Source organism: Methylobacterium sp. P5_C11 (assembly GCF_054049775.1).
This window is the reverse complement of the sequence record NZ_JBFULS010000024.1, coordinates 40,018-54,573: the sequence shown is the minus strand read 5'-3', so window position 1 is coordinate 54,573 and position 14,556 is coordinate 40,018. Positions and strand designations below refer to the sequence as shown.

Here is a 14,556-nt window from a genome sequence, read left to right as displayed (position 1 = left end):
CACCCTCTGCCGGGGACGTCGAAACGGCCGTCTTTGCGAGCGCAGCGAAGCAATCCAGCGGTAACGCTCGCAGACGTCGCGCTGCCCTGGGTCACTTCGCTGCGCTCGTGATGACGCGGCGCGGAAGCTGCCCCTGAAAGGCGGCGTGCTCGCTTCGGATCTAGCCCCGGTCGCGCAGCAGCCGCGCCCGGTCGCGCTGCCAGTCGCGCTCCTTCGCGGCCTCGCGCTTGTCGTGGGCCTGCTTGCCCTTGCCCAACCCCAGCTCGACCTTCGCGCGACCCTTGTCGTTGAAGTAGATCTTCAGCGGCACGACCGTGTAGCCCTGGCGCTGGGTGGCGCCGATCAGCTTGTTGATCTGGCGGCGGTGCAGGAGCAGCCGGCGCGGGCGCTTGGTGTCGTGGTTGAAGCGGTTGGCCTCCAGGTATTCCGGGATGTAGGCGTTGAACAGCATCAGGTCGTTGCCGGAGGGGCCGGCATAGGCCTCGCCGATCGTCGCCTTGCCGCCGCGGAGGGACTTCACCTCGGTGCCGGTCAGCGAGATGCCGGCCTCGAGGGTGTCCTCGATCGTGTAGTGATAGCGCGCGGCGCGGTTGTCGGCGACGATGCGCCGACTGGGCTCCGGTTTCGGGGCCATGATGCGTGACTTCCCTCAGTCGACCAGAAGGCCGGCGTGGCGCAGGGCCTCGTCCACGATGCGCTTCGTGGGCTCGGTCACCGGCACGAGCGGCAGGCGCAGCTCGTCGGTCATGTGACCGAGCCGGGACAGGGCATACTTCACCGGCGCCGGGTTGGCCTCGGCGAACAGACCCATTTGCAGGGGGAACAGCTTGTCCTGGAGGGTCAGCGCCCTGGCGTAGTCGCCCGCGAGCGTCGCCTCCTGCAGGTCGGCGCAAAGGCGCGGGGCGACGTTGGCCACCACCGAGATGCAGCCGTGGCCGCCCTGGGCGTTGTAGCCGAGCGCCGTCGCATCTTCGCCCGAAAGCTGGATGAAGCTCGCACCCATGGCCTGTCGCTGCTGGCTGACGCGGTCGATCTTGGCGGTCGCGTCCTTCACGCCGGCGATGTTCTTCAATTCGAAGAGCCGGGCCATCGTCTCGACGCTCATGTCGACGACGGAACGCGGCGGGATGTTGTAGATGATGATCGGAATGCCGACCGCATCGTTGACGGCCTTGAAGTGGGCGTAGAGGCCCGCCTGCGTCGGCTTGTTGTAGTACGGCGTCACCACCAGGACGGCGTCGGCGCCCGCGCGCTCGGCGTGCTGCGCCCGCTCGACCGCCTCCGCGGTGGAGTTGGAGCCCGCGCCCGCCACGACCGGCACGCGCCCGCCCGCCTCGTCGATGCAGGCCTCGACCACCCGGTCGTGCTCGGCATGGGTGAGGGTCGGGCTCTCGCCGGTGGTGCCGGTGGGCACGAGGCCGTGGCTGCCCTGCTCGATCTGCCAGCGCACGAATTTCCGGAAGGCGGCCTCGTCGAAGGCCCCGTCGCGGAAGGGCGTCACAAGGGCGGTGAGCGAGCCCCGCAGGCGGCTCCCGGTCATCTCGGTCATCTCAGGCGTCCCAAGGGGTCTCAACTGGGATTTCGGCGGTCTCGGTGCCGCGCGTGGTCCGCATCGTACGGGCACGGGCCGGCAGACATAGGCGGTCGCGCCACGGCGCGCAAACAGATCGTGACGACGGTTAACGCGATCTTAATGGTCGCGGCCTCAACCTCGGTCTTTCCCGCTCCGGCGATCAGCAGGGGGAAATCGTGATCCGATCCGCGGCCTCGCATCCGGCCCCGAAGCGCACGTCCCTCACCGCCGCCGCGCTCCTCGCCACCGTCGGCGTCGCGCTGGCCGGCCCAGCTGGGCCGGACGTGCCCGCGACCACGCCGCCGGCCACACAGCCCGCGCCGCCCGCGAGCGACGCCGCCCTCTCGACCGCGCAGGTCCGGGGGGCGCAGGCCGAGAAGGCCGCCGACCCGGTCGCCGCCGACGCCCTGAAGCTCGACCCGGTCCACGCCTCAGGCGGCGACGACAAGGGCGAGGAACCCGCGCGGGCGCTGCCCGCCGCGGCCTCGGCCTACGCCTCCGCCGATCCCGACGCCCCGGTGGCCTTCCCGCTGCCCGACGCCGCCGTCACCCCGGCGGCGCCGGTGCCGGAGGTGCCCGATCCCGCGCGGCCGAAGATCTCCGGCGACACCGACCCGACGCTGCTGCGCGGCGCCATCGACCTCTATCGCAAGGGCCGGGTCGCCGACGGCGACCGGATGCGCGACACCTTCACCGATCCGGCCGCGAAGGCGCTGCTCGAATGGGTGGCGATCCGCGCGGGCGCCGGCATCGGCTTCAACCGCACGGTGGCGTTCGTCCGGGCCAATCCGGACTGGCCGGCCGGCCCGCTTCTGCGCCGCCGGGCCGAGGAGGCGCTGCTCTCCGAGCGGAAATCCCCCGCGACGGTGCGGGCCTTCTTCGCCACGGCGAAGCCGGCGAGCGCGCCGGGCAAGTTCGCCCTGGCGCTCGCGCTGCGCGCCGAGGGCTCCGAGGCCGACGCCGCCGAGATGGTCCGCGACCTCTGGCGCACCGAGAGCTTCGGGCGGAGCCTGGAAGCGAAGGTGCTCGACGCCTTCCCCGATACGCTCACCCGGGTCGACCACCGCTACCGGATGGAGCGGGCGCTGCTGAAGGACGATTGGGAGAGCGCCGGCCGGGCCGCGGGCTACGCGGGCGGCGCCTATGCCAGCCTCGTGCGCGCCCGCCGGGCCGTGGAGGACAAGTCCTCCGGCGCCGCGGCCGCGCTCGCCGCGGTGCCGCCGTCGCTGCGCAGCGACGCCTCCTACACCTTCTCCCGGGCGCAGTATTTCCGCCGGGCCGACAAGCCCGAGGCCGCCGCCGCCGTGCTCGCCGCGGCGCCGAGCAATCCGGACGTGCTGGTCGATGGTGACGAATGGTGGATCGAGCGCCGGATCGTGGCGCGCAAGCTCCTCGACCTCGGCGACGCCCGGACCGCCTACGCGGTGGCGAGCCAGCAGGCGGCGCGCACGCCGGAGAAGCGGATCGAGGCCGAGTTCCACGCCGGCTGGATCGCGCTGCGCTTCGCCGGCGATCCGGCCGCCGCCGCGCAGCATTTTGCCCGGATGGCCACCGTCGCGGAGAGCCCGATCTCGCTGGCGCGGGCCGCCTACTGGCAGGGACGGGCAGCCGAGGCCCTCGGCCAGGGGGAGGAGGCGAAGCGCTTCTACGAGCGCGCGGCCCTCCAGCCGATCGCCTATTACGGCCAGGTGGCCCGGGCGCGGCTCGGCCAGACCAGCCTGCCCCTGCGGGCGCCGGCCGACCTCGAGGGCGCGGAGCGCCAGGCCTTCGACGGGCGGCTCTACATCCGCGCCCTGCGCCTGCTCGGCGAAGCCGGGATCAAGGAGCTGGCGCTGCCGCTCTACATCGACGCCGCCCGGGACCTGTCGGATCCGCGCGAACTGCAGGCGCTCGGCGACCTTGCCACCGACATGAAGGACCCCCGCGCCCTGGTGGCGATCGGCAAGCTCGCGGTGCAGCGGGGCCTGCCGCTGGACGCCCACGCCTACCCGACGATCGGGATCCCCGCCTATGAGACCTTCACGGCGGTGCCGCAGGTGGAGCGGGCCATGGTGTACGCCATCGCCCGGCAGGAGAGCCAGTTCGATCCGCGGGCGCAGTCGGGCGTCGGCGCCCGGGGCCTGATGCAGATGATGCCGGCCACCGCCCAGCGCACCGCCCGCCGGGTCGCGGCGGCGTTCGACGTCGACCGGCTGACCAGCGATCCCGCCTACTGCGCCAAGCTCGGCCAAGCCCATCTCGGCGAGCTGATGGAGGATTGGCGCGGCTCCTACGTGCTCGCCTTCGCCTCCTACAACGCCGGCGGCGGCAACGTGAAGAAGTGGATCGACGCCTACGGCGACCCGCGCAAGGGCGACGTCGATGTGATCGACTGGGTCGAGCGGATCCCGTTCACGGAGACGCGCAACTACGTGCAGCGGGTGATGGAGAACCTGCAGGTCTACCGCTCGCGACTCGACAGTCGCAGCGCCCTGCTGATCGACGGCGACCTCCACCGCGGGGCGCGGTAGCGAGCTCCACACCGTCTTTGCGAGCGGAGCGAAGCAACCCAGTCGCGCCGGACCGCCGGACGTCGCGTTGCCCTGGGTTGCTTCGCTCCGCTCGCAAAGACGAAGTTCTCGACCAGCAGCCTGCCGCCGGGACGTAACCCGCACGCCGCCGCGGCGAAGCTTGCGGTTGTGCCTTTGGCCCTTCTCTCCCTACAAGATGGGCCGTTCCGCATTGACCGGCTCCCAAGAGCCCGCCAAGAGCCCGCGCCGCCGAGAGGTTCCCCCATGATGCGTTCGAGATTGGGTTTCGCCCTTCTGCTGGGCACCGCGCTCGTGGCCGCCGCCCCGGCCCTGGCCCAGGAGGCCTCCACCGCCGAGCAGACGATCGACGTGATGAACACGCTGTTCGGCAAGCATCCGGGGGCGCGGGCCAACCACGCCAAGGGCGTGGTCGCCGAGGGCAGCTTCACCCCGTCGCCCGAGGCGGCCAAGATCAGCAAGGCCTCCCTGTTCAAGGGGCCGGCCGTGCCGGTGACGGTCCGCTTCTCGGACGCCACCGGCGTCCCGACCATCCCGGACGGCGTCGCCGACGCCAACCCGCACGGCCTCGCCCTCAAGTTCAAGCTGAGCGACGGCGCCGAGATGGACGTCGTCACCAACGCGCTGAAATACTTCCCCGTCGCCACGGGCGAGGAGTTCCGCGACCTCCTGAAGGCCGTCGCCGACAGCGGCCCGAATGCCGCGCATCCCACCGCGCTGGAGCGCTTCGCCGCCGCCCATCCGGCCGCCGCCACCGCGGGCGGGACCGCCAAGACCCCATCGAGCCTCGCCCGACAGACCTATAACGGCGTCAACGCCTTCCTCTTCGTCGACGACGCCGGCAAGCGGCAGCCGTTCCGATTCCGCTTCGTACCGGTGCAGGGCGAGGAGATCCTGCCGCCCGAGGAGGCGGCCAAGCGCGATCCGAACTTCCTGATGGCCGAGATCGGCCCGCGGGTCGCCAAGACGCCGGCACAATTCAGGATGCTGGCCCAGCTCGCCGAGCCGGGCGACCCGACGAACGACGCCACGAAGGCCTGGCCGGACGACCGCAAGACGGTCGATCTCGGCACCGTGACGGTGAACAAGGTCGTGCCCGACAGCGCCGAGGCCGAGAAGGCGCTGCTGTTCATGCCCAACAACCTCACCGACGGCATCGAGGTCTCGGACGACCCGCTGATCGACGCCCGCGTCCAGGCCTACGCGGTCTCGTTCAGCCGCCGTTCGCAGTAGCGCCCACCGCCACGGACGGCCGGGATCGCCGATCGCACGCCCATCGCCGCGACGCCGCGCAGGGTTCGACCTGCGCCGCACCTGTCGGTGCCCTTCGTAGCGGCCTGGCGGATTCACGCATCTCCCTTGGCAACGCGGCGTCGGGACCGGGCGCGGGTCCCCTCTCCACCCGAGTCGGGCGTGCCCGAATGGGGCTCCTCGGTGCGGATCTCGGGCAGGCCCGAGGCCCGTGCGGGAGAGGGTGAGGGATGCGCGGCATCCGCAGACAGCGCGACGGGTCCGCCCGTCGACCGCGTGCTCGATCCTGACGCGTCCCGCCCCTCAACCCAACCCTCTCCCGCACGGGAGAGGGGGCGCGTCGCGCTCGGCCGCCAGCGCCCGTGCCCGAGCCGGATGCATGAACATCGCGGCTACGCCCCCTCGGCAGCCTGACTCAAGCGCATCAGCAATACGCTCAAGGCCCGGGCGCAGGCCTCCGTGCTGCGGCCTTCCGTGGGGACGGTCAGGTCCGGCCGCTCCGGCGCCTCGTAGGGCGCCGAGATGCCGGTGAAACCCGGGATGCGACCGGCGCGGGCCAGCCGGTACAGGCCCTTCGGATCCCGGGCCTCGCACAGACCGAGCGGCGTATCGACGAACACCTCCAGGAACGGGATGTCGCCAGCGATCCGGCGCGCCAGCGCCCGGTCGGCCCGGTAGGGCGAGATCAGCGAGACGATCACCACCGATCCCGCCTCGGCCATCAGCCGCGCCACCTCGGCGGTGCGCCGGACGTTCTCGGCGCGGTCCTCCGGCGAGAAGGCGAGGTCGGCGTTCAACCCGTGGCGGAGGTTGTCGCCGTCGAGGACGGCGCTGTGGCGGCCGGCCGCCAGGAGCGTCCGGTCGGCTTCCGCCGCGAGGGTCGACTTCCCCGCCCCCGACAGGCCGGTCAGCCAAGCGATCACCGGCAGCTGTCCGAGACGCGCCCAGCGCTCTTCCCGGGGCTGGAGCCTGTGCCACGTGACGCCGGTCGGGATCTTCTGCACGACGCCCATATCCACCGCCTGGGGCATGCGCCGCGCGCGGCTGCCCGTTGTCCGGAAAAGTCTGCGTGGTCGGGGGTCCGGCATGCGGCGCCTAAGGCACGCGCCAGACCGGAAAGCCGATGGCGTCGCCGACGCGCTCCCTGGCCTCCTCCAGGAGGTGTGCCGCGTGCCGCCGCCAGGCAGGCGGCGGGCGGAAGGCGGCGTGCGCCGTCGCGGCCGTCACCAGCGCATCGACCAGGGCCTCCGTCTCCGGCGCGATCGGGCGCGCGGCGAGTTCGTTCGGAGGGGCTGCGGGGGCGGGCGCGACGACCGCGTCCCAGGATTGCCCCCAGCAGGATGCGGCGAAGCGGGCGTTCGCGCTCGCGAAGCGCGTCGCCACCCGCACCAGGCCCTCCGAATCGTCTCCGCGGAACCGATCCGCGTCGAGTCCCCGCGCCCACGCCCAGTCGTCGAGGAAATGGCCGAGCCGGCGAGGATGCCCGATCACCTGCCTGTGCACGCCGAGCCGGTACAGGCGGCGCGCGGCCTCGACCGCGACGGGTCCGGAACTCCGGTTCGTCCGATAGTCCAGGTCGGCCGGATCGATCAGCGGCGCGAGGCGCTCGCCGAGCCCGAGACCGTCGATCAACCGCCGGAGCAGCGGCGCCTCGGACCGGCGGTCGCGGTAGGGCACGGCAACGACCCGTCCCGCCGCGGCACGCCGCCAGGGTTCGAGCCGGGCCGCGTAATCGTAGCGCCCGGACGCGCCCTCGCCGCGCAGGAAACCGCGGAAGGTTCGGCCTTCGCAGACCACCTGCGTTCGCAGGGCGTAGGCCGAGGCCAGCTGCTCCCCCTGTGGCTTGACCACCAGCGCCGCCTCCAGGGCGAAGCCGTGCCGCGCGAAGAGCGCCCGCAGGGTCTCCGGCACGGACCAGCAGGGGCGTTGCACGGAGAAGTCCTCGTAGGACAGGAGCAGGGTGTCCGCCCGGGTGGTGCCGAGGATCCCGTCGAGGCGTGCGAGGGCGTCGCGGCGCTCCGCGGCGGGGCGGCGGCGGTCCAGGGCCTGGCCGAGCCGGAAGTGGTTGACGTCGTCGCTCCCCGGGGATCCGGGGGGCGCGAGCGCCGGGTAGCAGATCCCGACGGAGTCGAGCCGCGGCCTGAGGCGGGTCAGGACCTCCTGGAACGAGGTCGAGCCGGTTCGCGGCATGCCGATATGGACGATCGCGCGGCGCACCTGTGCTGTCGACCTCGCTGGACTGCGTGATTGCGGCCAGGTCTCAGCCCAGAAGAGCACAATCCACGTCTCCCTCAAGGACGCGGATGTCTCGGGAAAGAGCCTGCCAAATCCGTAATCACGGTCCGATCACGGGAACGCGACCAGAAATAGCCAAGCTCCGTTTCTGCTCTATTTCAGGACATGCCGGACGCGGCGGCCGGCCCCGGCGTGACCGTTCGGAGCCGGCGGCTCCAGAGGCGGAGGACCGCGCACCGCCGTCCGCACCGGACAGGCCGCCGCGGGATGGCGGGACGAGGCGGCTTCGGTCCGATCTCGATGCGAGTACCGGAGGGCGCAGCCCCGACGGACGACGACGTTTCCCCACCGGCTGAGGCGGCGCGCTCCTCTCGTTGCGGGCAAGCCTCGGAGGCGGGGCGCGCCGGGTCAAGCGGTGTGGGTGCCTTCCGCACCACCCCACCCCTTGCCCGGGACGGGGAGGGAAAGCCACGCGCAGTCCTGACGGTCTCGGCGCCTGAGCGATCCGTGTAGGGCCTCGAGCCCGCTCGGGAGAGGAAACCCGTCTCGGTCCCGATCGGCGATCGCTGCCCTGCGGCGCGCCCTAGCCCTCGGCCTCGGCGTCCGCGCGCCGGAGCAGGAACACCCCCTGTGCGCCGAACAGGTTCCAGACCCACCACGGCATCGAGAACCGCATCGGCCGGCCGCGGGCGTCCAATGCCGTGGCGTGCTCGATCCGGGCGCCGATCAGGCGGCAGAGGCCGACGAAGTCGCGGATCGTGCAATGGTGGATGTTGGGTGTCTCCCACCACGCATCCGGCATGATCTCGGTGACTGGCATGCGTCCGCGGAAGGCCAGCTCGGACCGGACCCGCCAATGCCCGAAATTCGGGAACGAGATGATCACCTGCCGGCCGATGCGCAGGAGGTGCTCCAGCACCACCCGGGGATTGCGGGTCGCCTGGATGGTCTGGGACAGGACCACCACGTCGAAGGCGCCGTCCGGGTAATTGGCGAGGTCGGTGTCGGCGTCGCCCTGGATCACCGACAGGCCGCGGGCGAGGCAGGCGTTGACGCCCTCGCGGGACAATTCGATCCCGCGCCCGTCGATGCCGCGCCGGTCGCGCAGCAGTGCCAGCAGGGAGCCGTCACCGCAGCCGATATCGAGGACCCGGGCGCCTGCCGGCACGAGACCGAGGACCACGATGTGGTCGACCCGGTCGCCGCCGCCCCCGACCGCGTGGGGCAGGGTGTCGGCCCGCTCCCAGGGGGTCCGGTGCGCGGCCTTGCCCAGGGGCATCTTGCCGAACGTCATCTTGCCCGGCCGGCCACTCACAGCCCGCGCGCCCGGGCGGCGGCGTCGATGAAGCCGCGGGCGGCGGAGAACATCGCCGGCTCGTCGAGCAGGAAGGCGTCGTGGCCCTTGTCGCTCTCGACCTCCACGAAGGCCACCGGCGCCGCGGCGGCGTTCAGCGCGTGGACGATCGCCCGCGAGTCTCGGGTCGGGAACAGCCAGTCCGACGTGAAGGAGATCACGCAGAAGCGGGTCTTGGTGCCCCGGAACGCGTTGGCCAGCACGCCGCCGTGGTCCTCGGCGAGGTCGAAATAGTCCATGGCCCGGGTGAGATAGAGGTAGGCGTTGGCGTCGAACCGCTCGACGAAGCTCAGGCCCTGATGGCGCAGGTAGCTCTCGATCTGGAAGTCGGCGTTGAACGAGAAGGTCGGCGCCGAGCCGCCCTGGAAGCGCCGGCCGAACTTCCGGTGAAGGGCCGGCTCGGAGAGATAGGTGATGTGTGCGCCCATCCGGGCGACGCCCAGGCCCTTGGCGGGCCGCGTGCCCGCCTCGAGGTAGCGCCCGTCCGCCCAGGCGGGATCGGCCATGATCGCCTGACGGCCGACCTCGTGGAAGGCGATGTTCTGCGCGGAGTGGCGGGCGCCGGTGGCGATCGGCATCGCGGCGAAGACGCGCTCGGGGTAGAGCGCGGCCCATTGCAGCACCTGCATCCCGCCCATCGAGCCGCCGATGCACAGGAACAGATCCTGGATGCCGAGGCGCTCCAGCAGCATCGCCTGGGCGCGGACCATGTCGCGGATCGTCACCAGCGGGAAGTTCAAGCCATAGGGCCGCCCCGTCGCCGGGTCGATCGAGGCCGGGCCGGTGGAGCCCATGCAGGAGCCGATGACGTTCGAGCAGACGACGAAGTAGCGGTCCGTGTCGATCGGCTTGCCGGGGCCGACCAGCGTCTCCCACCAGCCCGGCTTGCCCGTCACCGGATGGGTGTGGGCGAAGTACTGGTCGCCGGTGAGCGCGTGACAGATCAGCACCGCGTTCGAACGGGCGGCGTTGAGGGTGCCGGCGGTCTGGTAGGCGATCTGGAAGGGCGCGAGTTCGACGCCCGCATCGGTGAGCAGCGGTGTGTCCGCGGAGAAGCGTGCCACCGGGCTCTTCGGGTCGAGCGCCTGCGAGCGCTCGGAGGCGCGCCGCGACGGCTCGTCGATCGGGTCCGGCCGCAGAGCCGTGTCCGGTTGGGTGTCCATGGCGGGTCTTGACGACCGTGTATCCGATCGGATCCGAACCGGGAGAGCAGGGTGCCGGCTGACGCGCCGCACTCGCCCGACGCGGCCAGCAGCCCCGGAGGTAATGCTCCGGACGCCAAGCGTCAACGCGCGCAAGGGGGTCAGGCCCGTCTGGCCGCGTCCGACGCAGCGCGGACGCGGCCGCTCGGTCCGGGTCGCGCGCATCGGAGAGACGGGATGTCCCGCCGGATGCGGTCGCTCGAAGGACAGCCGCCGATGCGCCGGTCGGAGCGCGTCGCGTACGCCGCCAAGGCGGCTCGACCAAGCGCGCTGCACCGTCCGGAACGCGGTTCAACACGGCACGCACTGGACATCTCCCACGCGCGTCCCACGCGCGCTGTCGCCGCGATGGCGAAGGTCTCCAATCACCCATCGCGGGCGCCAATGTGCCCGGACACAGGATCGAGGCTGCGCCCTAAACGCCTGCCCTCACGCGATCGGTGCCGCCATCACGGCCAGCCCCAGCGCCGGCAGGCCCAGCGCGAGCGCGGCCCGGGCATCGAGCCGGTCGGCGCGGATCCCGCCGCGCCAGTGCCGGCTCGCCGCGCTCTCGATGAGGATCCCGGCGAGAACGAGACCGCAGCCGATCACCGCCTGAAACGAAACCATCACCACCTCGTCCAGCCGACCGCGCACCCTGGGGCGGCGCCCGCTTCCCGCTGGAAAAGCCGGGCCGGAGGCCGATGTTCCTCAGCGCATCGCGGTCGCGCAGGCCGCGAAGACAAGGGCCGCGCCGGCGGCCGTGATGCAGCCGTTGGCCCAGGGCGCGGCTTCGACGCGGCGCAGGCGGCAATCCGCAGCCACCGACATGAGGATCCCGATCAGGAACAGGCTGCAGGGGATCAGGTCACCGGGCATCGTCGATCCATCCAGGCGCTGTGGGGCGCGGCACGCCCGACGCGCCCCCGTTCTCCCGGATCAACAGGCCGAAACGTGGCGAGTGCCCCGCGACATTTGCGCGTCGCGGTTTTGCCGCGGATGGATCCTCGGCCTCAGAGCTTGGTCGAGGCTGGCTGCGTGTCGAAATCCTCCGGTCCCATGTCGAGCAGGTCGTTCGGCGTCTCGGTCCGGTCGTAGGCGCGACTCGCGGCGGCCTCGATCGCCGCTTGGTTGCGGGCGAACAGGTCGAGGGGGGCGAGGTCGGGTCCGCCCGCGAAGCGCTGGCGCAGGACGGGGATCGGCACGTCGATCCCGATCACCCGCTGGCCGTTCGTCATGGCGAAGCGGATCAGGGTTTCGTCGGCGGGCAGGATGTGGGCGCCGCCGTCCAGATAGCGTTCGAGGGGCATGGTGCTCTCCTTGTCGCAGGCCGATGCGTGGCCCGGGAGAAGTAGGGCGACGCGGCCGCGAGAGCCATGGACCGGCGCCGCGGAGGGCCGGGTTCACCGGCACGGGAAATGTTGTAGACGGGCGCGCAAGCCCTCCAGCCCGCGAATCCCGAGTCGCCTCCCATGTCCGCCCCCCGACCCGCCCGTCCGGAACCGCGCCCCGGCGTCCTGGCGATCGACACCTACGTGCCCGGCAAGAGCGGGCGGCCCGGCGGCGGCAAGGTCTACAAGCTCTCGTCGAACGAGACGCCGCTCGGCCCGAGCCCGGCGGCGCTCGCCGCGCTCCACGAGGCGACCGCCAAGCTGGAGACCTATCCGGACGGCCGTGCCACGGCGCTGCGCACCGCCATCGCCAGGCGCTACGGTCTCGATCCCGAGCGGATCGTCTGCGGCGCGGGCTCGGACGAGCTGCTCTCCCTGCTCGCCTATGCGTATGGCGGGCCGGGTACCGAGGGCATCTATTCCGAGCACGGCTTTCTCGTGTACCGCATCGCCATCCTGGCCTCGGGCGGCGCGCCCGTGGTGGCGCCCGAGCGCGACCTCACGGTCGATGTCGACGCGATCCTGGCCCGGGTCACCGACCGGACGCGGATCGTCTACGTCACCAACCCCAACAACCCGACCGGCACCTACCTGCCCTTCGACGAGATCCGCCGGCTGCATGCCGGCCTGCCGCCGCACGTGCTCCTGGTGATCGACGGCGCCTACGCCGAGTACGTCCGGGCCAACGACTACTCGGCCGGGCTCGAGCTGGCGCTGGAATCCGAGAACGTCGTGATGACCCGCACCTTCTCGAAGATCCACGGGCTCGCCGCCGTGCGGATCGGCTGGATGGTGGCGCCGTCCCACGTGGTGGACGCGGTCAACCGGATCCGCGGCCCGTTCAACGTCTCGGGCCCGGCGATCGCCGCGGGTTCGGCCGCCATCGGCGACGAGGCGCACATGGCGGCGGCCGCCGCCCACAACGCCGCGTGGCTGCCGAAGCTCACCGAGGGCGCCCGGGCGCTCGGGCTCACCGTCACGCCGAGCGTGGCGAATTTCGTGCTGATCCACTTCCCCGACGCGCCGGGCCGCACGGCCGCCGACGCCGACGCCTTCCTCACCGAGCGCGGTCTGATCACCCGGCGTGTCACCGCCTACGGCCTGCCGAACGCCCTGCGGGTGACGGTGGCGGGCGCGGAGGCGAACGAAGCCTTCCTGGCGGCGCTCGGCGACTTCGTGCGGGGCCATCATGCCTGAGACGCCCAGGGCGGAGCCCGTGGTCGAACGCCTCGCCATCGTCGGCCTCGGCCTGATCGGCTCCTCGATCGCCCGGGCGGCGCGGCGCTACGGCCTCGCCCGCACGGTCGTGGCCGTCGACCGCGACGCGGCCGTGCGCGAACGGGTGCGCGAACTCGGCATCGCCGACGTCGTCACGGGCGACCCGGCCGAGGGCGCGGCCGACACCGACCTCGTGATCCTGTGCGTGCCGGTGGGCGCCATCGGGGACGCGGCCGCCGAGATGGCACCGCATCTCAAGCCCGGCGCCATCGTGTCGGATGTCGGCTCGGTGAAGGGCGCCGTGGTGGCGGCGATCCGGCCACACCTGCCCGAGGGTGTCGCCCTCGTCCCCGGCCACCCGATCGCCGGAACGGAGTTCTCGGGTCCGGATGCCGGCTTCGCGACCCTGTTCAACGGCCGCTGGTGCATCCTGACCCCGCCCGAGGGCACGGACCCGGCAGCCGTGGAGCGGGTCCGGGCGCTGTGGGAAGGCATGGGCGCCAATGTCGAGGCGATGAGCGCCGAGCACCACGACCACGTGCTGGCGATCACCAGCCACCTGCCGCACCTGATCGCCTACAACATCGTCGGCACCGCGGCCGACCTCGAAGCGGCGACGCAATCCGAAGTGATCAAGTTCTCGGCGAGCGGATTCCGCGATTTCACCCGCATCGCCGCCTCCGACCCGACCATGTGGCGGGACATCTTCCTCAACAACCGCGAGGCGGTGCTGGAGATGCTCGGGCGGTTCAACGAGGACCTGTCGGCGCTGGCCAAGGCGGTGCGCTGGGGCGACGGCGACGCCCTGCACGCCATGTTCACCCGCACCCGGGCGATCCGGCGCAGCATCGTCGCGCAGGGCCAGGAGACCGCGGCCCCGGATTTCGGCCGGCCGCGGCCGCCGGAAGAGTAGGGAAGTCTGGACGGCTCGCGATGCTCGCACCGTCGTCCTTGCGAGCGGCGCGAAGCAATCCAGGGTGGCGCCACGCTCAAGGCTGTCGCGCTGCCCTGGGTCACTTCGCTGCGCTCGTGATGACGGTGAGAGCGCTCACGCCGGCGGGCGGTTGACCAGGACCGGCCGCGCCGCCGTTCGCTCCGGGAACAGCTGCTTCAGGGCTTCGAGCTTCGGCGCGTCGTTGGCGGCGATGTACGGGTGGCCGGGGTGCAGGGCCATGTAATCCTGATGGTAGGCCTCGGCCGGGTAGAACGCGGCGCCTAGCTCGATCTTGGTGGCGACCGGCCGGGCATAGACCTTGGCCGCGTCGAGCTGGGCGATGTAGGCCCGCGCCACCCGCGCCTGCTCGGCATCCTGCGGGAACAGGGCCGAGCGGTATTGCCGGCCGGTATCGGGTCCCTGGCGGTCCACCTGCGTCGGGTCCAGCGCCACCGAGAAGAAGATCCGCAGCAGGTCATCGTAGCGGATCGCGGCCGGGTCGTAGGTGACCGCCACGGCCTCGGCATGGCCGGTCCCGCCGCCGCTCACCGTCCGGTAATCGGCATCCGCGCGGGTGCCCCCCGCGTAGCCCGAGACCGCCCTGCTCACCCCCCGGACGTGCTGGAACACCCCCTGGACGCCCCAGAAGCAGCCCCCGGCGAACACCGCCACGCGCGAGCCCGGCGCCTCGCCGGCCTGGATGGCGGCCTCCGGCAGGCGCCGGGGCGCCTCCTCGGCGAAGGCCGGCAGGCGCGGCAGCAGCAGCGCGCCGGCGAGGCCGAGCCCGAGGACGGCCCCGAGGAGCGGGCGGATTCGATCGCGACGAGCCATTCTGTCCTCCTGCCGGAATCTGACAGGGTGTTCGCCCCGTGGCCCGATCCGGTTACGCGG

Annotated in this window: 14 protein-coding genes; 4 read left to right on the top strand and 10 right to left on the bottom strand. The window is 72.1% G+C overall.

Annotated elements, in window-relative coordinates:
- Positions 1-160 precede the first annotated feature (160 nt).
- Both smpB and dapA read right to left on the bottom strand, forming a co-directional pair.
- Positions 161-634, bottom strand: coding sequence for an SsrA-binding protein SmpB (gene smpB, locus ACXJKQ_RS14655; protein ID WP_457106454.1), 474 nt, complete (start codon positions 632-634; stop codon positions 161-163).
- Positions 635-649: 15 nt separating this feature from the next.
- The gene (dapA, locus tag ACXJKQ_RS14650) at positions 650-1,549 is read right to left on the bottom strand and encodes a 4-hydroxy-tetrahydrodipicolinate synthase (protein WP_457106453.1); all 900 of its coding nucleotides are present in this window, start codon (positions 1,547-1,549) and stop codon (positions 650-652) included.
- 200 nt (positions 1,550-1,749) lie between these two features.
- Here dapA and ACXJKQ_RS14645 point away from each other — a divergent pair, with 200 nt between their 5' ends.
- Positions 1,750-4,083 carry a transglycosylase SLT domain-containing protein gene (locus ACXJKQ_RS14645; RefSeq protein WP_457106452.1) on the top strand — a complete coding sequence of 778 codons (2,334 nt, stop codon included), beginning with the start codon at positions 1,750-1,752 and terminating at the stop codon, positions 4,081-4,083.
- Between the two features lie 264 nt (positions 4,084-4,347).
- Positions 4,348-5,334, top strand: coding sequence for a catalase family peroxidase (locus tag ACXJKQ_RS14640; protein ID WP_457106451.1), 987 nt, complete (start codon positions 4,348-4,350; stop codon positions 5,332-5,334).
- Positions 5,335-5,744: 410 nt separating this feature from the next.
- Here ACXJKQ_RS14640 and cysC read toward each other — a convergent pair whose 3' ends face one another.
- The 7 genes from cysC to ACXJKQ_RS14605 all read right to left on the bottom strand — a co-directional run bounded on the left by cysC (position 5,745) and on the right by ACXJKQ_RS14605 (position 11,432).
- Positions 5,745-6,365 (bottom strand): adenylyl-sulfate kinase, encoded by a 621-nt coding sequence (cysC, locus tag ACXJKQ_RS14635; protein WP_457106508.1) that lies wholly within the window; start codon positions 6,363-6,365, stop codon positions 5,745-5,747.
- A gap of 82 nt (positions 6,366-6,447) precedes the next feature.
- Positions 6,448-7,569 (bottom strand): hypothetical protein, encoded by a 1,122-nt coding sequence (locus tag ACXJKQ_RS14630; protein ID WP_457106450.1) that lies wholly within the window; start codon positions 7,567-7,569, stop codon positions 6,448-6,450.
- Positions 7,570-8,170: 601 nt separating this feature from the next.
- The gene (metW, locus tag ACXJKQ_RS14625; protein WP_457106449.1) at positions 8,171-8,881 is read right to left on the bottom strand and encodes a methionine biosynthesis protein MetW; all 711 of its coding nucleotides are present in this window, start codon (positions 8,879-8,881) and stop codon (positions 8,171-8,173) included.
- 17 nt (positions 8,882-8,898) lie between these two features.
- Complete coding sequence (metX, locus tag ACXJKQ_RS14620) at positions 8,899-10,104, bottom strand: homoserine O-acetyltransferase MetX (protein ID WP_457106448.1); 1,206 nt, start codon at positions 10,102-10,104, stop codon at positions 8,899-8,901.
- 468 nt (positions 10,105-10,572) lie between these two features.
- Positions 10,573-10,752, bottom strand: a complete 180-nt coding sequence (locus tag ACXJKQ_RS14615; protein ID WP_457106447.1) for a hypothetical protein — start codon at positions 10,750-10,752, stop codon at positions 10,573-10,575.
- An 81-nt stretch (positions 10,753-10,833) separates the two neighbouring features.
- Positions 10,834-11,001, bottom strand: coding sequence for a hypothetical protein (locus ACXJKQ_RS14610; RefSeq protein ID WP_457106446.1), 168 nt, complete (start codon positions 10,999-11,001; stop codon positions 10,834-10,836).
- Between the two features lie 134 nt (positions 11,002-11,135).
- Entirely contained in the window at positions 11,136-11,432 is a 297-nt protein-coding gene (locus tag ACXJKQ_RS14605) for a hypothetical protein (protein ID WP_457106445.1), read from the bottom strand.
- Between the two features lie 162 nt (positions 11,433-11,594).
- Between ACXJKQ_RS14605 and ACXJKQ_RS14600 the strand changes: the two genes are divergently transcribed.
- Together ACXJKQ_RS14600 and ACXJKQ_RS14595 are read left to right on the top strand one after the other, a co-directional pair.
- Positions 11,595-12,710 (top strand): pyridoxal phosphate-dependent aminotransferase, encoded by a 1,116-nt coding sequence (locus ACXJKQ_RS14600; RefSeq protein ID WP_457106444.1) that lies wholly within the window; start codon positions 11,595-11,597, stop codon positions 12,708-12,710.
- Positions 12,703-13,644 carry a prephenate/arogenate dehydrogenase family protein gene (locus ACXJKQ_RS14595; protein ID WP_457106443.1) on the top strand — a complete coding sequence of 314 codons (942 nt, stop codon included), beginning with the start codon at positions 12,703-12,705 and terminating at the stop codon, positions 13,642-13,644. Before ACXJKQ_RS14600 ends, ACXJKQ_RS14595 begins: the two co-directional genes overlap by 8 nt.
- A 135-nt stretch (positions 13,645-13,779) precedes the next feature.
- Here the strand turns inward: ACXJKQ_RS14595 and msrA are convergent, their stop codons facing one another.
- The gene (gene msrA, locus ACXJKQ_RS14590) at positions 13,780-14,496 is read right to left on the bottom strand and encodes a peptide-methionine (S)-S-oxide reductase MsrA (RefSeq protein ID WP_457106442.1); all 717 of its coding nucleotides are present in this window, start codon (positions 14,494-14,496) and stop codon (positions 13,780-13,782) included.
- Positions 14,497-14,556: the final 60 nt, after the last annotated feature.